The sequence below is a fragment of the Hylemonella sp. P2_B10 genome (assembly GCF_056404875.1).
In genome coordinates this window covers 340480-358853 of record NZ_JBFUDE010000003.1, presented here as the reverse complement: position 1 = coordinate 358853, position 18374 = coordinate 340480, and the positions used below count along the sequence as shown (strand labels likewise).

16 protein-coding genes are annotated in these 18374 nt (G+C 67.4%); 12 read left to right on the top strand and 4 right to left on the bottom strand.

Going from position 1 to position 18374, the window contains the following annotated elements; translation table 11 throughout:
* The first annotated feature begins 106 nt into the window (after window positions 1-106).
* Complete coding sequence (locus AC1DX2_RS14135; protein ID WP_477196996.1) at window positions 107-832, top strand: Crp/Fnr family transcriptional regulator; 726 nt, start codon at window positions 107-109, stop codon at window positions 830-832.
* A 26-nt stretch (window positions 833-858) separates the two neighbouring features.
* On the opposite strand, the gene AC1DX2_RS14130 is transcribed toward AC1DX2_RS14135, so the two are convergent.
* The 4 genes from AC1DX2_RS14130 to AC1DX2_RS14115 all read right to left on the bottom strand — a co-directional run bounded on the left by AC1DX2_RS14130 (window position 859) and on the right by AC1DX2_RS14115 (window position 4405).
* Window positions 859-2103, bottom strand: coding sequence for an RNA polymerase sigma factor (locus tag AC1DX2_RS14130; protein ID WP_477196995.1), 1245 nt, complete (start codon window positions 2101-2103; stop codon window positions 859-861).
* Between the two features lie 5 nt (window positions 2104-2108).
* Window positions 2109-2456 carry a YciI family protein gene (locus AC1DX2_RS14125; protein ID WP_477196994.1) on the bottom strand — a complete coding sequence of 116 codons (348 nt, stop codon included), beginning with the start codon at window positions 2454-2456 and terminating at the stop codon, window positions 2109-2111.
* Between the two features lie 115 nt (window positions 2457-2571).
* Window positions 2572-3738: a M23 family metallopeptidase gene (locus AC1DX2_RS14120; RefSeq protein WP_477196993.1), complete on the bottom strand. Its 1167-nt coding sequence runs from the start codon at window positions 3736-3738 to the stop codon at window positions 2572-2574.
* Window positions 3739-3883: 145 nt separating this feature from the next.
* Window positions 3884-4405, bottom strand: coding sequence for a PTS sugar transporter subunit IIA (locus tag AC1DX2_RS14115; protein WP_477196992.1), 522 nt, complete (start codon window positions 4403-4405; stop codon window positions 3884-3886).
* Between the two features lie 342 nt (window positions 4406-4747).
* Here AC1DX2_RS14115 and AC1DX2_RS14110 point away from each other — a divergent pair, with 342 nt between their 5' ends.
* The 11 genes from AC1DX2_RS14110 to htpG all read left to right on the top strand — a co-directional run bounded on the left by AC1DX2_RS14110 (window position 4748) and on the right by htpG (window position 18314).
* Window positions 4748-4846 carry a potassium-transporting ATPase subunit F gene (locus AC1DX2_RS14110; RefSeq protein ID WP_477196991.1) on the top strand — a complete coding sequence of 33 codons (99 nt, stop codon included), beginning with the start codon at window positions 4748-4750 and terminating at the stop codon, window positions 4844-4846.
* A 5-nt stretch (window positions 4847-4851) separates the two neighbouring features.
* A complete protein-coding gene (gene kdpA, locus AC1DX2_RS14105; RefSeq protein ID WP_477197686.1) occupies window positions 4852-6651 on the top strand; it encodes a potassium-transporting ATPase subunit KdpA in 1800 nt (599 codons plus the stop codon).
* Window positions 6652-6684: 33 nt separating this feature from the next.
* Entirely contained in the window at window positions 6685-8757 is a 2073-nt protein-coding gene (kdpB, locus tag AC1DX2_RS14100; protein WP_477196990.1) for a potassium-transporting ATPase subunit KdpB, read from the top strand.
* A 46-nt stretch (window positions 8758-8803) separates the two neighbouring features.
* Window positions 8804-9376 (top strand): potassium-transporting ATPase subunit KdpC, encoded by a 573-nt coding sequence (kdpC, locus tag AC1DX2_RS14095; RefSeq protein WP_477197685.1) that lies wholly within the window; start codon window positions 8804-8806, stop codon window positions 9374-9376.
* A gap of 6 nt (window positions 9377-9382) precedes the next feature.
* On the top strand, window positions 9383-9523 hold the full coding sequence (locus tag AC1DX2_RS14090) for a hypothetical protein (RefSeq protein ID WP_477196989.1): 141 nt from the start codon (window positions 9383-9385) through the stop codon (window positions 9521-9523).
* 20 nt (window positions 9524-9543) lie between these two features.
* Window positions 9544-10392 carry a TorF family putative porin gene (locus AC1DX2_RS14085; RefSeq protein ID WP_477196988.1) on the top strand — a complete coding sequence of 283 codons (849 nt, stop codon included), beginning with the start codon at window positions 9544-9546 and terminating at the stop codon, window positions 10390-10392.
* A 53-nt stretch (window positions 10393-10445) separates the two neighbouring features.
* On the top strand, window positions 10446-13220 hold the full coding sequence (locus tag AC1DX2_RS14080; protein WP_477196987.1) for a DUF4118 domain-containing protein: 2775 nt from the start codon (window positions 10446-10448) through the stop codon (window positions 13218-13220).
* Window positions 13221-13327: 107 nt separating this feature from the next.
* Window positions 13328-14038, top strand: a complete 711-nt coding sequence (gene kdpE, locus AC1DX2_RS14075) for a two-component system response regulator KdpE (protein WP_477196986.1) — start codon at window positions 13328-13330, stop codon at window positions 14036-14038.
* A gap of 13 nt (window positions 14039-14051) precedes the next feature.
* On the top strand, window positions 14052-14954 hold the full coding sequence (locus AC1DX2_RS14070) for a pseudouridine synthase (RefSeq protein ID WP_477196985.1): 903 nt from the start codon (window positions 14052-14054) through the stop codon (window positions 14952-14954).
* 16 nt (window positions 14955-14970) lie between these two features.
* Complete coding sequence (locus AC1DX2_RS14065) at window positions 14971-16224, top strand: esterase/lipase family protein (RefSeq protein WP_477196984.1); 1254 nt, start codon at window positions 14971-14973, stop codon at window positions 16222-16224.
* A 92-nt stretch (window positions 16225-16316) separates the two neighbouring features.
* Window positions 16317-18314, top strand: a complete 1998-nt coding sequence (gene htpG / locus AC1DX2_RS14060; RefSeq protein ID WP_477196983.1) for a molecular chaperone HtpG — start codon at window positions 16317-16319, stop codon at window positions 18312-18314.
* Window positions 18315-18374: the final 60 nt, after the last annotated feature.

Here is an 18374-nt window from a genome sequence, read left to right as displayed (position 1 = left end):
GCGAACTGTAGACTTTCATTTGACGCCGTGTTGTCGTTTGAACGACAATTTGCCAGCATCCACGCTAGGTGTTTTCCCGACAAACTTTCACGCGAACGGAGCCCGGATGACGCAAGACCCGCCGCTGCACAGCCGCCGCCGCCCATTGACCGACGGCGAGATTGCCCAGGTGCCCTGGCTGCACCTGCTGAGCCCCGCCGAGCAACAACGCGCGGTGGAAGACCTGCGCATCGCCGACGCCCTGGCCGGCGAGCTGGTGTGCCGCACCGGCCGCCCGGTGACCTACTGGTTTGGCGTGGTTGATGGCCTGCTGAAGATGAGCAGCGACACCGCCGACGGCCAGACCATGACCTTCACCGGCGTGCCGCCCGGCGGCTGGTTCGGTGAGGGCACGGCGCTGAAGCGCGAGACCTACCGCTACAACATCACGGCGCTGCGCAAGAGCGCGGTGGCCGGCCTGCATGTGGACACCTTCCACTGGCTGCTGGACCATTCCATCGGTTTCAACCGTTTCGTGATGAACCAGTTGAACGAGCGGCTGGCGCAGTTCATCGCCGCGCGCGAGATCGACCGCATGAACAACCCCGACATCCGCGTCGCGCGCAACCTGGCGGCGCTGTTCAACCCGGTGCTGTATCCCGGCGTGGGCGAGGTGCTGCGCATCACCCAGCAAGAGCTGGCCTACCTGGTGGGCCTGTCACGCCAACGCGTCAACGAGGCGCTGGCCGCGCTCAGTGAACAAGGGGCAATTCGGGTGGAGTATGGCGGGCTGCGGGTGCTGAACCTGGCGGCGCTGCGGGCGGCAAATGTCGGCAAAAAAATGACGGTCTGAAGGGTGCGCCGCCAGCGGGTTGGCCGTCAGCCCGTCAGCTGCGCGCGCCGCTGCAGCAGAAAGCACCGCACCACAGTATCGCTCTCCAGCCCTATCGCTTGCGCATAGGCCAGCGCCGCGCCAGCAGCATCCCCTGCACGCGCCAGCACCTCGGCGCGCGCCGCCCAATAAGGCTGGTAGGTCGCCATGCGCGCATCGCCAGCCAACCCATCCAGCAACGCCAAGGCGGGTGCCGGCCCCTGGCTGTGGGCCAGCGCGACCGCGCGGTTGACAGCCACCACCGGTGAACAGGTCAGCGTCCACAGCGCACCGTAAAGTTGCTCAATCGCTGTCCAATCGGTGCGCCCGCTGTGGCGCCGCGCCGCGTGCGCGGACTGCACAGCCGCTTCGAGCTGGAAGCGGCCGCTGCGCCCCAGGCCACTGGCACGCAGCAGCAATTGCTCGGCCTGGCGGACCATGGCCGCGTCCCACAGGCTGGTGTCCTGCCGGTCCAGCGGCACGTACTCGCCTTGCGCATCGCGCCGCGCACCGGCACGCGCCTGGGCGTGCAGCATCAGCGCCAGCAGGCCCAGCGCCTCGGGCTCGCGCGGTAGCAGCGCCGCCACCAGCGCGCCCAGCCACAGCGCCTCGTCGGTCAGGTTGCGTCGGCGCGCTTCACTGCCGGTGGGGTCGGCCCAGCCCTCGGTGAAGGCGGCATAGATGGCATCCAGCACGGCGTCCAGCCGCTCGGGCATGTCTTGCGGCTCGGGCACGCGCAGCGCGATGCCAGCCTGGCGAATCTTGGCCTTGGCCCGCACCAGGCGCTGACCCATGGTGCTGGGAGCCACCAGGAAACTGGAGGCGATGGCCCCGGCATCGAAGCCCAGCAACGTCTGCAGCATCAGCGGCGCGCGCGCGCTGGCATCGATGGCCGGGTGGGCGCAGGCGAACATCAGGCCCAGTCGTTCGTCAGGCACCGCGTCCGCGCCGTCGCCATCGGCCAACTCGTGCAGCAACAACAGGTGCTCGCTGGCCCGATCCCGCACCTGGCGCTGGCGCGCCGCGTCAATCAGCTTGCGCCGCGCCACGGTCAGCAGCCAGGCCTCGGGCGTGGCTGGCACGCCCTGGCTGGGCCACTGGTCCAGCGCCAGCGCAAAGGCCTCGGCCAGCGCGTCCTCGGCACCGGCCACATCGCGCGTGCGCGCCGCCAGAAAGGCGATCAGCTTGCCGTAGCTGAGGCGTGCCACCGCGACGGCGGCGGCCTGCGCTTGGCGCGGGTCCGGCGGGGACACGCGGCCTACGTCGCCCAGACGGGCCGCACCTCCACGGTGCCGTGGCTGGCGCCCGGGCAACGCGCCGCCCAACCCAGGGCGGCGTCCAGGTCGGGCACCTCCACGGTGTAATAGCCGCCCAATTGCTCACGTGTTTCGGCATAGGGACCGTTGAGCACCTCGGTCTTGCCGCTTTTCACGCGCACCGTGGTGGCCGCCGCCACCGGCTGCAGGCGCTCGCCGCCCACCAGCACGCCGGCCGTTTGCAGGGCCTGCGTGTAGGCGTTGTAGGCGCCGATCATCTCGCTCATCTGGGCTTCGGTCAGGGCGTTTTCCTGGCCTTCGTCACCGTAAATCAACAGCATGTACTGCATGGTCATCTCCTGAAGTGTGGCTACAAGGCGGGGCAACATACCCCGCTGTGACAATGACGTGCACGCTAGCGCGATTTCGACAACAAGGCAAAAAATATTTCAGCCCCTGGCCGGCTCAGGGAGCTTCCAGCAGGTCGCCCGTGTCCACCGGCCCGGTCGCCACTGGCAGCACCTTACCGCCCAGGTGGCGCTTGAAACCCTGGAAGCTGGCCGGCAAGCCCTCCACATGCAGGTCCCGTCCGGTGCGCAGTTCGAAATGCACGTGCGGGTTGTTGGAACTGCCGGAACTGCCTATGCGCGCCACAGCCTGCCCGCGCGTCACCGTGTCGCCCACTTTCACCGCCAGACTGGCGCGCTGCACATGGCCCAGCAGGCTGAATTCGCCGTTGCCATGGTCTATCACCAGGTAATTGCCATAGAACTTCATTGCGTCGGTCTTCACCGCCTCGGGCTTGAAGAAGTTCTCGCCGCCGCGGATGTTGTCGCGCTCGCCATCAAAGGCGGCCACCACCTTGCCGTCGCCCGGGGCATACAGCGGCTGGCCCCAGGCATGCCAATCTTCATTCTTCTCGCCGCGGCCACGGAAGGCGGCAAAGCCGTCGTCGGTGGGGTTGATGTCCAGGCTGTAGCGCATGAAGTTCTGCGTCAGCCCCAGTTCGCGCGCCACCGGGTGCTCGGTGTTCAAGCGCCGGTGGTGGGCATAGAAATCATGACCGTCATGGATCAACAGGCGGCCCCGCACTGGTAAAGCCAGCGCCGTCTTGGTGGCGTAGACCTGGGGCCGCACCGTCACAGCGGTCTCGGTTTCCGGTGCCTGCTGCGGAATGCTGAGCTTGAAGGTGTAGTCCAGCTGGTGCAACTGCACATCGGGGCGGAAGCTGTGGAAGGGGTTGAACACCAGCGCACGCCCTCCCGGCTCCACCAGGCGCCCAGCCACGGTGTCCATGCTGGGTGCAAAGCCGTTGCCGTCGACAAAGCGGCGCAGCACCGGCTTGCCGCCGGCATCCAGCACGGTGACTTCAATGCTGTCAATGCCCAGCGGGGTGTTGCCCAGGTTCTCAACCAGGAAGTCGAAGTTCAGGGACTGGGCGGTATCGCCAGACTCAACCCAGATGGCCCGCGGCTGGGCCGTGATGCGCACCGGACCAGCGACGCCGGGATGCGACTTTTGCCAATACAGCCAGCCGCCAAAGGCCAGCGCGACGGGCAGCGACAGCAGCAGGGCGGCGAGGCCCCAGCGCTTGGCACGCCGGGCAGTGAAGAAAGAGGGAGCCTGAACCATGATGGGTGACGGTCTTTGAAAACCGCCACTGTAGCCACGCCCGTCCGACTGCACCACAGGCGTGCGACGGGCCGCAGAAGCCGTGGGCTGGAAGGCAAACCCCCAAGCGCCGCGAACCGCGGCACCCCGGAGGGTCAACGCCGCATCAAACCAGCAACTCGCGCACCGCGTCGGGCGTTTCGCAGGTGTGCAAACGCTGGCGAAACCGTCGCTTGGAAAACATTTGCGTCAGGTCGGCCAGGATGTCCAGGTGCTCCTGGCGGGCTTTTTCGGGCACCAGCAGCACCAGCACGTCCTTGACCGGCTGCGCGTCGGGCGCGTCGAAATCTATGGGCTTGGCCAAGCGCACATACATCAGGCACACATGGCCCAGTTGCCGCAGGCGGGCATGCGGCACTGCCACCCCCTCGCCCAGGCCGGTGGAGCCTATGCGCTCGCGGTTGCCCAGCCCGAGCGCGGCGCAGCCCTTTGGCAGGCCATGCTGGTGCGCCAGGTGGGCGTCCACCAGCTCGAACAGCGCGCGCCGGTCCTTCACCTGTACGTCCAGCAGCACGTCCTGCGGCCCCAGCAGGCCAGCCAGCAACGACGCTCGGCGGGCCTCCGGCCGAAAACCCTCAGGCGCGCCGCCGACGGCCTGCGCGCCCTCACTGCCACTGCTGCGATCCATGCCCACCTCCGATGCTGTTGCGACAAGCCAGATGGTAGGCAGTGGCTTGTCAAGAATCTCGAAAGATCGGTGCACGCCGTGTAAAAAGACCGTAAAGACGCCGACGCAACACCGGCGCCCAAAGGCCGGCGCCAGGCGTCTTTACGCTTTCTTTATACCGGCCAGCCATGTCTTGACCCTGTTTTTACGCGCCGGTTTCTAAGCTCCAGGCATTGCTTTTTCATCGTTCTGGAGAACATGCATGGACATCGTTTTTATCGCCGGCATCGCCGCGCTGTGGGGCCTGCTGGCCGCCATGGTGTGGGGGCTGAAGAAACTGGAAACTTCCGAGGGGAGCCGGTCATGATCACCATGGGTTTGATCTACGGCCTGGCCGCCATTGCCGCCATCGGCCTGCTGGCCTACCTGGTCTTTGCACTGCTGTGCGCGGAGAAATTCTGATCATGATGAATTCCGCCGCCTGGGGCCAACTGGCCCTGTTTCTTGCTGTCACCCTGGCCGCTGCCTGGCCGCTGGGCCGCTGGCTGGCCGCCTTGAGCGCCGGCCGCATGCCGGGCTGGCTGGCCAAGCTGGAACGCCCGCTGTTCCGCCTGGCCGGCACCCACCCCGACCAATCCATGAACTGGTGGCAGTACGCGCTGGCGCTGCTGGCCTTCAACGCCCTGGGCGCGCTGGCGGTGTATGCGCTGCAACGCCTGCAGCTGTGGCTGCCGCTGAACCCGCAGGCCCTGGCCAACGTGTCACCGGACTCGTCGTTCAACACCGCCGTCTCCTTCGTCACCAACACCAACTGGCAGGGCTATGCGGGCGAGTCGACGATGAGCTACCTGACCCAGATGCTGGCGCTCACGGTGCAAAACTTCCTCTCCGCGGCCACCGGCATCGCCGTGGTGTTCGCGCTGGTGCGCGGCTTTGCCGCCCGTTCCACGGGCGTGCTGGGCAACTTCTGGGTTGACGTGACGCGGCTGACCGCCTGGTTGCTGCTGCCCCTGTCCCTGGTGTTCGCCATTTTCCTGGTTGGCCAGGGCGTGATCCAGAATTTCGACGGCTACAAGGACGTCACCACACTGGAAGTCCAGGCCTACCAGGCCCCCAAGGCCGGCCCGGACGGCCAGCCGCTGAAGGACGACAAGGGCAACGCTGTGCTGGAAGAGCAGAAGGCGCCCACGCAGACGCTGGCCATGGGCCCGGTGGCCTCGCAGGAGGCCATCAAGATGCTGGGCACCAATGGCGGCGGCTTCTTCAACGCCAACTCGGCTCACCCGTATGAGAACCCGACGGCGCTGGCCAACTTCCTGCAGATGGTGTCCATCTTCCTGATCCCGGCGGCGCTGTGCTTCGCCTTTGGCCGCGAGGTGGGCGACATCCGCCAGGGCTGGGCGGTGCTGGCAGCCATGACGCTGATCTTTGTCGTCGCAGTCGCGGTCATCACCCCCGCCGAGCAGGCCGGCAACCCGCTGCTGCCCCCGTTGGGCGTGGACCAGATGGCCAACGCAGGCCAAGCCGGCGGCAACATGGAAGGCAAGGAGGTGCGTTTCGGCATCAACGCCTCCAGCTTGTTCGCCGTCATCACCACCGCAGCCTCCTGCGGTGCCGTCAACACCATGCACGACTCGCTGACGCCCATCGGCGGCCTGGTGCCACTGGTGATGATGCAGCTGGGTGAAGTGGTGTTCGGCGGCGTCGGCAGCGGCCTGTACGGCATGTTGGTGTTCGCCATCCTGGCGGTCTTCATCGCCGGCTTGATGATAGGCCGCACCCCCGAGTACCTGGGCAAGAAGATCGAGGCCTACGACATGAAGATGACCTCCATCGCCATCCTGGTCACCCCCATCGTGGTGCTGACCGGCACGGCGCTGGCGGTGATGCTGGACGCCGGCAGGGCCGGCATTGCCAATCCGGGCGCGCATGGTTTTTCGGAAATCCTGTACGCCTTCAGCTCGGCCGCCAACAACAACGGCAGCGCCTTTGCCGGCCTGTCGGCCAACACGCCGTTCTACAACACCGCACTGGGCATTGCCGTATGGCTGGGGCGCTTCGCCATGATCGTGCCGGTGCTGGCCGTGGCCGGCAGCCTGTCGCGCAAGAAGCGCCTGGCGGTGACCGCCGGCACCATGCCCACCCACGGCCCGCTGTTCGTCGCCCTGCTGATCGGCACGGTGCTGCTGGTCGGCCTGCTGAACTATGTGCCGGCGCTGGCCCTGGGGCCGGGCGTGGAGCACCTGCTGCTGTGGGCCAGCCATTGAGCCCCGCACCCCGCTGATTGCCGAGAAACCATCATGAACGTCAATAAAAACTTTGCATTGTTCGACCCCCAGCTGGTCAAGCCCGCCCTGTGGCAGGCTTTCACCAAGCTGAGCCCCGCCACGCAATGGCGCAACCCGGTGATGTTCGTCGTCTACGTCGGCAGCATCCTGACCACGCTGCTGTGGGTGCAGGCGCTGCAGGGCGGCGGCGAGGCGTCCACCGGCTTCACCTTCGCCGTCGCGCTGTGGCTGTGGTTCACCGTGCTGTTCGCCAACTTCGCCGAAGCCCTGGCCGAGGGCCGCAGCAAGGCCCAGGCAGCCTCACTGCGCGGCCTGAAGAAAAGCACCATGGCCAAGAAGCTGAAGGCACCGCGCCATGACGCCGGCTGGCTGCCCGAGGAGGCTGAAAACCTCCGCAAGGGTGACCATGTGCTGGTGGTGGCTGGCGACTTCGTACCGCTGGACGGCGAGGTGGTGGTGGGCGTGGCCTCGGTGGACGAGAGCGCCATCACCGGCGAATCGGCGCCGGTGGTGCGTGAATCCGGCGGCGATTTTTCCGCCGTCACAGGCGGCACCCGCGTGCTGTCGGACTGGCTGGTGGTGCGCATCGCGGTGAACCCCGGCGAGGGCTTCATCGACCGCATGATCAGCATGGTGGAAAACGCCAAGCGGCAGAAGACGCCCAACGAGATCGCGCTGACCATCCTGCTGGTGGCCCTCACCGTGGTGTTCCTGGTGGTCACGGTGACGCTGCTGCCCTTCTCCATGTTCAGCGTGGACGTGGCCAAGGCCGGCACGGTGGTGTCGGTGGCGGCGCTGATCTCGCTCCTAGTGTGCCTGATCCCCACCACCATCGGCGGCTTGCTGTCGGCGGTGGGTGTGGCCGGCATGAGCCGCATGATGCAGGCTAACGTGATCGCCACCTCCGGCCGTGCGGTGGAGGCCGCTGGCGACGTGGACGTGCTGCTGCTGGACAAGACCGGCACCATCACGCACGGCAACCGCCAGGCCAGCAGCTTCATCGCCGCGCCCGGCCTGACCGACCAGGCCGTGATGCGCGGCGCCATGCTGGCCTCGCTGTCCGACAGCACGCCTGAGGGCCGCAGCATCGTGGCGCTGGCCGCGCGCAAGGGCATCGCCGAGAGCGCGCCCGAAGGCAGCGCGTTCGTGGAGTTCACTGCGCTGACGCGCATGAGCGGTGTGGACCTGCCTTCGCCCCAGGGCGTGCGCGTGCTGCGCAAGGGTGCTGTGGATGCGGTGCGCCGGCATGTCGAAGCCTTGGGCGGGTGCATGCCGGCCGAGGTGATCCATGCTGCCGACGAGGTGGCGCGCCGGGGCAGCACGCCGCTGGTGGTGGCCGACGGTGCCACCGTGCTGGGCGTGGTGGAGCTGAAGGACATCGTCAAGGCCGGCATCAAGGAGCGCTTTGGCGAGCTGCGCCGCATGGGCATCAAGACGGTGATGATCACCGGCGACAACAAGCTGACGGCAGCGGCCATCGCCGCCGAGGCCGGCGTGGACGACTTCCTGGCCGAGGCCACGCCCGAGGCCAAGCTGAAACTGATACGCGAGTACCAGCACGACGGCCGCCTGGTGGCCATGACGGGCGACGGCACCAACGACGCCCCGGCGCTGGCCCAGGCCGACGTGGCGGTGGCCATGAACAGCGGCACCCAGGCCGCCAAGGAGGCCGCCAACATGGTGGACCTGGATTCCAACCCCACCAAACTGCTGGAGGTGGTGGAGACCGGCAAGGCGCTGCTGATGACGCGCGGGTCGCTGACCACCTTCTCCATCGCCAACGACGTGGCCAAGTACTTCGCCATCATCCCGGCGGCGTTTGCCACCACCTACCCGCAGCTCAAGGCCCTGGACGTGATGAACCTGGCCAGCCCCAACAGCGCCATCCTGTCGGCAGTGATCTTCAACGCGCTGGTCATCGTGTTCCTGATCCCGCTGGCCTTGAAGGGCGTGCGCTACCGCGCCATCGGCGCCGCTGCGCTGTTGCGCCGCAATCTGCTGATTTACGGCCTGGGCGGCCTGATCGTGCCCTTTGCCGGCATCAAGCTGATCGACATGCTGCTGGCCGCCGCCCATTTCGCTTAAGGAGTGAATCACCATGCTAGACAACAACACCCAACACACCCACGGCATGCTGGCCATGCTGCGCCCGCTGGCTGTGACCTTCACCGTGCTGAGCCTGGCCACCGGCCTGCTGTACCCGCTGGCCACCACCGGCATCGCCGGCGCGCTCTTTCCGCGCGAGGCCGCTGGCAGCCTGCTGCTGCGCGACGGCAAGGCGGTGGGCTCCGAACTGGTGGGCCAGGGCTTTGCCGACCCAGGCCACTTCTGGGGCCGCCCGTCGGCCACCAGCCCGCGCCCGAATGACGGCACGGCCTCCAGCGGCTCCAACCAGGGGCCGTTGAACCCGGCGCTGACCGATGCCGTCAAAGGCCGCGTCGAAGCCCTGCGCGCCGCTGACCCCGGCAACACGCAGCCGGTGCCGGTGGACCTGGTGACGGCGTCCGCCAGCGGACTGGACCCGCACATCAGCCTGGCCGCCGCCAACTACCAGGTGGCGCGCGTGGCCAAGGCCCGCAAGCTGGAGGCCGCCAAGGTGCAGGCCTTGGTGGCCAGCCAGACCGAAGGCGCGAAGTGGGGCTTGTTCGGTGAAGCGCGTGTCAACGTGCTGCGCCTAAACCTGGCGCTGGAAGCGCTGAAGTAAGCCCCCATGACCACCGACGCCCTGAACCTGCTGTGCGCATTGGTCGCGCTGGTGCTGCCGCTCGGCCTGGCCTGCGCGCTGCTGGGGCGCGGTGGCCCACCGAAGAAAAGGCGCCAGCACGGCCGCCCTCAATTGCCGTCCAAATGAAACCTTGAAAGCATAGAGCTATGATGACCAAAACTATAAGTGCCCTCGCCGCAGCCCTGCTGTGCGCCGCAGCCCAAGCCCAAACCGCCGCGCCCGAGGCCCCGGCACCCGTCCCAGCCGCCACGCCCGCGGCCACCCCGCCGGTCAACGGCAACTTCACGCTGGTGTCGGACTACCGCTTCCGCGGTATCTCGCAGAGCTGGTTGCAGCCGGCCGTGCAAGGCGGCCTGGACTACACCCATGCCAGCGGCTTCTACCTGGGCAACTGGAACTCCAGCGTGTCGTCCAACAGCTACAACAACGGCGCCAGCCTGGAGATGGACTTTTACGGCGGTTGGCGCTTCGAGCCGATGAAGGACCTGACGGCTGACATCGGCGTGCTGCACTACTACTACCCTGGCGCCAAGCTCAACAGCGCGCCGGCCACGCCCAGCGGCCAGACCTATGACAACACCGAAATCTACTTTGGCCTGACCCAAGGCCCGTTCAACGCCAAGCTGTCCTACGCCGTCACCGACTATTTCGGCCTCAACAGCCAGACCGCCGGCTATGCCTATTGGAGCGCCCTGCCTGCGCGCGGCGACTCCAAAGGCACCACCTACCTGGACCTGAACTACAACCCCGACCTGGGCAACGGCCTGACGCTGGGCCTGCACCTGGGCCACACGGCGGTGCGCAACTATGACGAACTGTCCTATACCGACTACAAGCTGTCGCTGAGCAAGGATGTGGGCGGCTTCCTGGTCACCGGCGCGCTGATCGCCACCAACGCGGACAGCGCCTACTACCAGGCCGGCAATTCCGCTGGCACAGACGCCAGAAAGCTGGGCAACACCACGCTGGTGCTGTCGGTGGGCAAGACCTTCTGACACAGCGAAAAGTGCTACGCTAGCCGCGACCATGACCGACAAGGCCAGCCCCCTTGGCTAACGCCGACCCCACCCGCCCGGACCCGGACCAGCTGCTGGACCAGATCCGCGGCGCCGAGGCGCGCGCGCGCCGGGGCAAGCTGCGCATCTACTTCGGCGCAAACGCTGGCGTGGGCAAGACCTACGCCATGCTGAGCGCCGCCCAGCGCGAGCGCAAGACCGGGCGCGATGTGGTGATTGGCGTGGTGGAAACCCACGGCCGCAGCGAGACGGCCGAGCTGCTGGCCGGGCTGGAGCAGTTGCCGCAGCGCGAGGTGAGCTACCGGGGCAACACGCTGCGCGAGTTCGACATTGACGCCGCGCTGGCGCGCCGCCCATCCGTGCTGCTGGTGGACGAGCTGGCCCACACCAATGTAGAGGGCTCGCGCCACCCCAAGCGCTGGCAGGACGTGCAGGAGCTGCTGGGCGCCGGCATCGACGTCTGGAGCGCGCTCAATGTGCAGCACCTGGAAAGCCTGAACGGCACGGTGGGTGCCATCACGCAAATCCGCGTGCACGAGACCGTGCCGGACACCGTGCTGGACGCCGCCGACGAGCTGATCCTGGTGGACGTGACGCCCGATGAGCTGCTGGCCCGGCTGAAGGCCGGCAAGGTCTACCTGCCGCAGCAGGCCGAACGCGCAGCGCAAAATTTCTTTCGCATCGGCAACCTGGTGGCGCTGCGCGAGATCGCGCTGCGCCGCACCGCCGAGCATGTGGAAGACGAGGCGCGCGACTACCGGGTGGAACGTTCGGGAGAGGCCGGCGGCGCGCCGCCGCTGTGGAAGACCTCGGGCGCCATCCTGGTGGCGGTGGGGCCGCGCAGCGGCGCCGAGCAGGTGGTGCGCGATGCGGCCCGCCTGGCCGGCAAGATGAACGTGCGCTGGCACGCCGCCTATGTGGAAACACCGCGCTTGCAGATGCTGGCCGCACCGGAGCGCGAACGCATCCTGTCGGTGCTGAAGCTGGCCGAAGAACTGGGCGGCGGCACCGCGGTGCTGCCCGGCAGCGATGTGGCGGGCGAGCTGGTGCGCCAGGCCCAGACGCTGAACTGCGCCACGCTGATGCTGGGCCGCAGCGCCGAGCCGAAAGCGTGGGAGTTGTGGAAACGCGGCCGCCATCCACTGGTGCGCCAATTGGCGCGGCTGGCACCGACGCTGGACATCCTGGAAGTGGGCCTGGCCGACAATGCCCGCCGGCTGGCGCCGGTGCTGCGCCGGCCGCTGGACGAGGCAGGCGATGATGCCACCGCCTGGCACGACGGCTGGCCCGGTTATGCCAGCGCAGTGGGCGCCGCCGTGGCCGTGACGCTGCTGGCCACGCCGCTGATAGGCCGGCTGGAGTCGGCCAACATCGTCATGCTGTTCCTGGCGGCGGTGGTGTGGGTGGCGTTGAAGTTCGGCCGTGGGCCGGCGGCGCTGGCAGCCTGCCTGAACGTGGCCGCCTTCGACTTCTTCTTCGTGCAGCCGCGTTTTGCCTTTGCCGTCAGCGACGCGCAGTACCTGCTGACCTTTGCGGTCATGCTGGCCATTGGCCTGCTGATCGGCCAGCTGACCGCCGGCGTGCGCTTTTCCGCCCGCATCTCGGCCAGCCGCGAGCGGCGCGCCCAGGCCTTGTTCGAGTTGACGCGTGAACTGTCCGCTGCACTGATGACCGCACAGGTGTGCGAACTGGGGCAAAACGCGGTGCAGGCCCTGTTCGGCAACGCTGGCGGCGCCAGCCAGGGCGGCGCCGGCGTCAAAGGCAGCGCCGCGCTGGTGCTGGTGGCCAACGACGGCGTGGGCAACCACACCGGGCTGGCCTTCCCCAAGCTGATGCCGCACGACATGGACACCAGCGTGGCCGACTGGGTGTTCCGCAACGGCCAGAGCGCCGGCCTGGCCACCAACACCCTGCCCTCCCATCCCTGGCACTACGTGCCGCTGAAGGCGCCGATGCGGGTGCGCGGCGTGCTGGCGTTGAAACCCGCGCAGGCGCGCTGGCTGCTGATCCCCGAGCAGCAGCAACTGCTGCAAACCGTGGCGCGGCAGATCGCCATCGCGCTGGAGCGCGTGCACTATGTGGAGGTGGCGCAGAACGCGGTGGTGCAGATCGAATCCGAACGCCTGCGCAACGCGCTGCTGGCTGCCATCTCGCACGACGTGCGCACGCCGTTGACGGCCATCCTCGGCCTGGCCGAATCGCTGCAATCGTCTATACCGCCTCTGGCCGGGCCGCAGGCCGAAACGGCCGGAGCCATCAGCGCGCAGGCGCGCCAACTCAATGCCCTGGTCACCAACCTGCTGGACATGGCGCGTTTGCAGGAGGGTGCCGTCAGCCTGCGCAGCGAGTGGCAGTCGGTGCAGGAAGTGGTGGGCACGGCCCTGCGCGCCGCGCGCCATGCCACCGCCGGCATGGCGGTGCAGACCGACATACCCGCCGAACTGCCACTGGTGGAGTTCGATGCCGCGCTGATGGAGCGCGTGCTGGTCAACCTGCTGGAAAACGCCGGCAAGTACGGTGCCGGCCCGGTGGAAATCAGCGCCCGCACCACACCGGATAGCCTGGTGTTGACGGTGCGCGACCACGGCCCCGGCCTGCCCGCCAGCGCCAAGGGGCGCGAAGCCCAGTTGTTCGAAAAATTCACACGCGGCCAGGCCGAGTCCGCCACACCCGGCGTGGGCCTGGGCCTGGCCATTTGCAAGGCCATCGTCGATGCCCACAGGGGTCGCATCAGCGCCGCCAACGCGGCCGACGGTGGGGCAGAATTCACTGTCACGCTGCCGCGCCGGCCGCCACCCATAGTGTGAGACCTTGCGGGACAAAACCTGAAACTTTGCGGGACAGACCGTAGCGCAGCGAAGCTCTGTCCTCAACATTTTGTAGCTGTCCTCAACACTTCGTAGCTGTTCGCACCATGCCCACCCCCACCGCCATCGTCATTGAAGACGAGCCGCAGATACGCCGCTTCGTGCGCGCCGCGCTGGAGGCCGAGGGTTGGCAGGTGCACGAGGCGTCCACGCTGCGCGACGGCCTGGCCCAGGCCGGCACGCGCAAGCCCGACCTGCTGGTGCTGGACCTGGGCCTGCCCGATGGCGATGGCGTGGACCTGATACGCGACGTGCGCGGCTGGTCCAGCGTGCCCATCGTGGTGCTGTCGGCCCGCGCCGACGAGGCTGACAAGATCGCCGCGCTGGACGCCGGCGCCGACGACTACCTGACAAAACCCTTCGGCGTCGGCGAGCTGCTGGCCCGGGTGCGTGCCAACCTGCGCCGCCCGCGCGCTGCCGGCGGCGACGGCGGCACCAACAACGAGGAGGCCGACCCGGTGTTCCGCTTCGGCGAGGTGGAGGTGGATCGCCAGGCCCGGCTGGTGCGCCGCGCCGGCCAGGAGGTGCACCTGACGCCGATCGAGTACCGGCTGCTCAGCGTGCTGGTGGCCAACGCGGGCCGGGTACTGACGCACCGCCAGCTGCTGCGCGAGGTCTGGGGCCCGTCGCACGCCGAACAGGCGCACTACCTGCGTATCTACATGGGTCACCTGCGCCAGAAGCTGGAAGCCGACCCGACCCAACCACGCCACCTGCTGACCGAGACAGCGGTGGGCTACCGGCTGCTGGTCGCCTAAAATTGCGGCACATATGACCGCACCTGCCCCGCCGCCGGCTTTCCGCCGCGCGCCCAAGCCCCCGAACGCACCCGCCGCCGCACCCGGCGCAAAAACCGTGGACGGCGTGGCCACCAGCCGCCTGAACAAGCGCATGGCGGAACTGGGCATGGCCTCGCGCCGCGAAGCGGACGACTGGATTGGCCGCGGCTGGGTCAAGGTCAACGGCCAGGTGGCGGAAATAGGCATGCAGGTCACGCCCAGCGACCGCATCGAGATCAACAAGCAGGCCCAGGGCCAGCAGGCCAACCAGGTCACCATCCTGGTCAACAAGCCCATGGGCATCGTCAGCGGCCAGGCCGAAGACGGCCACCTGCCCGCGGTGTCGCTGGTGCAGCCGCCCAACCGCTGGAAGGACGACAACGCCCGCTACTTCTTTCACCCCAAGCAGTTGCAGAGTCTGGTGCCGGCTGGCCGGCTGGACATCGACTCCATTGGCCTGTTGGTGTTGACGCAGGACGGCCGGGTGGCACGCCAGCTGATTGGCGAGGACTCGGTGATGGAGAAGGAATACCTGGTGCGCGTGGTGTACCAGGACATGGCCACATCCGACGGTGGCGATGCGCTGACCGAGATCCACGAGAACGACCCCATCAGCCAGAACGTGCAGGCGGTGTTCCCGCGCGAGCGGCTGGCGCAGTTGCGCCATGGGTTGAGCCTGGACGGCCAGGCACTCAAACCGGCCAAGGTGGACTGGCAAAACCCCGAGCAGCTGCGCTTTGTGCTGACCGAGGGCAAGAAGCGCCAGATACGCCGCATGTGCGAGCTGGTGGGCCTGAAGGTGGTGGGTCTGAAGCGCGTGCGCATAGGCCGGGTGATGCTGGGCAACCTGCCACTGGGCCAGTGGCGCTACCTGCAGCCGCACGAGAAGTTCTGACGCCCCGATCGACCCCATGCCACCTGTCCCCCGCCATCTGCGCAGTTCCGACATCCGGGGGCTGGCGCTGTTGGCCACCCAGGGGGTGGCGGGCGTCACCCGCATCGTGGAAGGCGTGCACCAGTCGGTGTGGAGCACCCTGGGGTTTGCCGGCCGGGGGCCGCAGCAAACCGGTGGCCTGACCGGCAAGGTCTACCAGGGCGTGCACGGCGCCACCCAGTTGCTGGGCAGCGGCCTGAACCAGTTGCTGACCCGACTGGAGCCCTTGCTGCAGGCGCAGGACACCACGCCGGGCAGCGCCCAGCGCGAAGCGCTGCTGGCCGCGCTCAACGGCGTCATGGGCGACCACCTGGCCGCCAGCGGCAACCCGCTGGCCACGCCCATGAGCCTGCGCCACCAAGGCCAGCCCGTTGACCCACAGGCGCTGCCGGCCGACGTCCGACCCACGGGCAAGATCCTGCTGCTGGTGCATGGCCTGTGCATGAACGACCTGCAGTGGCAGCCGACCCCACAACCTGGACAGCCCACCTCCGACCATGGCCAGGCGCTGGCCAATGCGCTGGGCTACACCCCGCTGTACCTGCGCTACAACACCGGCCTGCACACCTCTGAGAATGGCCATGCACTGGCCAGCCTGCTGGAGCACTTGGTGACGCGCTGGCCGGTTCCGCTGGAGCACATCAGCATCGTCGCGCACAGCATGGGTGGCTTGGTGGCCCGCAGCGCCACGCACTACGCACAGCAAGGCGGCCTGCAGTGGCCGCAGCGGCTGAAGCACCTGGTTTTCCTGGGCACGCCGCACCACGGCGCGCCACTGGAACGGGCCGGCAACGGGGTGGACGTGCTGCTGGGCAGCACCCCCTACAGCGCACCGTTTGCCCGCCTGGGCCAGTTGCGCAGCGCCGGCATCACCGACCTGCGTTTTGGCCACGTGTTGGATGCCGACTGGCAGGGGTTGGACCGCTTCGCCCCGCGCCGCGACCCGCGCCGCCCGCTCCCCTTGCCCGCCGGCATCGCCTGTTACAGCGTGGCAGCCACGCTGGCCGCCAAGCGCAGCCTGCTGGCCGACCGCCTGACCGGCGATGGACTGGTGCCGCTGCGCAGCGCGCTGGGGCAGCACGACCAGCCGGCGCATCGCCTGGCATTCCCCCCGTCCCGGCAGTGGATTGGCTACCGGCTGGGCCACCTGGCCTTGTTGCACAGCCCCGAGGTCACCCGACAGCTGCTGCAGTGGCTGGCAGAGGCCCCCGCCCAGCCCCGGCACCCTTGAAACCACGTCCGTTCGCCCATAATTAAGGGTTTGGCTGCGCCGCGCAGGCGCAGGTTGGTTTTCAACACACTTCTACCGGTCAAAGTTCATTCATGAGCAAGCAAACCCTTTCCTTCCAGGCCGAAGTGGCGCAACTGCTGCACCTGGTCACACATTCGCTGTATTCCAACAAGGAAATCTTCCTGCGCGAGCTGATTTCCAACGCCTCCGACGCCTGCGACAAGCTGCGCTTCGAGGCGCTGAACAACAACGCGCTGTATGAAGACGCACCCAACCTGGAAGTGCGCATCACTTTTGACAAAGACGCCAAGACGCTGACCATCAGCGACAACGGCATCGGCATGAGCGAGCAGGAAGCGATCGACAACCTGGGCACCATCGCCAAGAGCGGCACCAAGGATTTCGTCTCGCGCCTCTCCGGCGACCAGAAGGCCGATTCGCAGCTGATCGGCCAGTTCGGCGTCGGCTTCTACTCCGGCTTCATCGTCGCCGACAAGATCACCGTGGAAACGCGCCGCGCCGGCATGGTGGTGGACCAGGGCGTGCGCTGGGTCAGCGGCGGTGCCGGCGATTTCGAGGTGGAAACTATTTCTCGCCCGCAACGCGGCACCAGCGTGACGCTGCACCTGCGCGACGGCGACGACGGGGCCGAGGAATACCTGAACAACTGGAAGCTGAAGTCCATCATCAGCAAGTATTCCGACCACATCTCGCTGCCCATCCTGATGCAAAAGGACGAATGGCAGGACGGCGAGCTGATCAACCCCAACGACGAGAACGGCGGTCGCCAGCCCGGCAAGATGGTCACCACCGACGAGTGGGAGACCGTCAACAAGGCCAGCGCGCTGTGGTCGCGCCCCAAGAAGGACGTCACCCAGGAACAGTACGACGAGTTCTACAAGCAGATCAGCCACGACTTCGAGGCACCGCTGGCCCACACCCACAACCGGGTGGAAGGCAGCACCGAGTACACGCAGCTGCTGTACATCCCGGCCAAGGCGCCGTTCGACCTGTGGAACCGCGAGAAAAAGGGCGGCCTGAAGCTGTATGTGAAGCGCGTCTTCATCATGGACGACGCCGAGGCGCTGTTGCCGGTGTACCTGCGCTTCGTCAAGGGCGTGGTGGATTCGGCCGACCTGCCGCTGAACGTCAGCCGCGAGCTGCTGCAGGAAAGCCGCGACGTGCGCGCCATCCGCGAAGGCTGCACCAAGCGCGTGCTCAGCATGCTGGAAGACCTGGCCAAGCATGACAAGGCTCCTGAGGCCACCACCGGCGCCGATGGCGTGACTGATGTGGTGAGCGAAGAGGACAAGGCCACGGCCGCCGCGCAAGCCGGCAAATACACCACGTTCTGGAACGAGTTCGGCGCCGTGCTGAAAGAAGGCCTGGGCGAAGACTTCGGCAACCGTGAGCGCATCGCCAAGCTGCTGCGCTTCGCCTCCACCAGCAGCGACAGCGCCAGCGTGGGCCTGGCCGACTACAAGGCACGCATGAAGGAAGGCCAGGAGGCCATCTACTACATCACCGCGGACACGCTGGCCGCTGCCAAGAACAGCCCGCAGCTGGAAGTGTTCAAGAAGAAGGGCATCGAAGTGCTCTTGATGACCGACCGGGTCGACGAATGGGCGCTGAACCATTTGCAGGACTTCGACGGCACGCCCATGCAGTCCGTGGCCAAGGGCGCGGTGGATCTGGGTAAGCTGCAGGACGAGGCCGAGAAGAAGGCCGCCGAGGACGCCGCAGAAGCCTTCAAGCCCTTGCTGGCCAAGCTGAAGGAAGCGCTGAAGGACAAGGCCGAGGACGTGCGCGTGACCACCCGCCTGGTGGACTCCCCCGCCTGCCTGGTGGTGCAGGACCACGGCATGAGCACCCAGCTGGCGCGCATGCTGAAGCAGGCTGGCCAGAAGGCACCCGACGCCAAGCCTGTGCTGGAGGTGAACGCCGAGCACCCGTTGGTGAAAAAGCTGGACGGCTCGGTGCACTTCAACGACCTGGCCCACATCCTGTTCGACCAGGCGCTGCTGGCCGAGGGCGGATTGCCGGATGACCCGGCCGCTTATGTGAAGCGGGTCAATGCGCTGTTGACGTAAGCCGACGGGTCGCACTGGCCAAGCCCAAGTAAAAAGCCGCCCTGGGGCGGCTTTTTCACG

Excerpts from the sequence above, each read along its gene's own strand:
- AC1DX2_RS14065 (WP_477196984.1), top strand. The coding sequence starts at position 14,971 with ATGCCACCTGTCCCCCGCCATCTGCGCAGTTCCGACATCCGGGGGCTG.
- AC1DX2_RS14125 (WP_477196994.1), bottom strand. The coding sequence starts at position 2,456 with ATGCAGTACATGCTGTTGATTTACGGTGACGAAGGCCAGGAAAACGCC.
- AC1DX2_RS14090 (WP_477196989.1), top strand. The coding sequence starts at position 9,383 with ATGACCACCGACGCCCTGAACCTGCTGTGCGCATTGGTCGCGCTGGTG.
- AC1DX2_RS14085 (WP_477196988.1), top strand. The coding sequence starts at position 9,544 with ATGATGACCAAAACTATAAGTGCCCTCGCCGCAGCCCTGCTGTGCGCC.
- AC1DX2_RS14110 (WP_477196991.1), top strand. The coding sequence starts at position 4,748 with ATGATCACCATGGGTTTGATCTACGGCCTGGCCGCCATTGCCGCCATC.
- kdpC (WP_477197685.1), top strand. The coding sequence starts at position 8,804 with ATGCTGGCCATGCTGCGCCCGCTGGCTGTGACCTTCACCGTGCTGAGC.
- kdpA (WP_477197686.1), top strand. The coding sequence starts at position 4,852 with ATGAATTCCGCCGCCTGGGGCCAACTGGCCCTGTTTCTTGCTGTCACC.
- AC1DX2_RS14120 (WP_477196993.1), bottom strand. The coding sequence starts at position 3,738 with ATGGTTCAGGCTCCCTCTTTCTTCACTGCCCGGCGTGCCAAGCGCTGG.
- AC1DX2_RS14115 (WP_477196992.1), bottom strand. The coding sequence starts at position 4,405 with ATGGATCGCAGCAGTGGCAGTGAGGGCGCGCAGGCCGTCGGCGGCGCG.
- AC1DX2_RS14135 (WP_477196996.1), top strand. The coding sequence starts at position 107 with ATGACGCAAGACCCGCCGCTGCACAGCCGCCGCCGCCCATTGACCGAC.
- AC1DX2_RS14070 (WP_477196985.1), top strand. The coding sequence starts at position 14,052 with ATGACCGCACCTGCCCCGCCGCCGGCTTTCCGCCGCGCGCCCAAGCCC.
- htpG (WP_477196983.1), top strand. The coding sequence starts at position 16,317 with ATGAGCAAGCAAACCCTTTCCTTCCAGGCCGAAGTGGCGCAACTGCTG.
- kdpE (WP_477196986.1), top strand. The coding sequence starts at position 13,328 with ATGCCCACCCCCACCGCCATCGTCATTGAAGACGAGCCGCAGATACGC.
- kdpB (WP_477196990.1), top strand. The coding sequence starts at position 6,685 with ATGAACGTCAATAAAAACTTTGCATTGTTCGACCCCCAGCTGGTCAAG.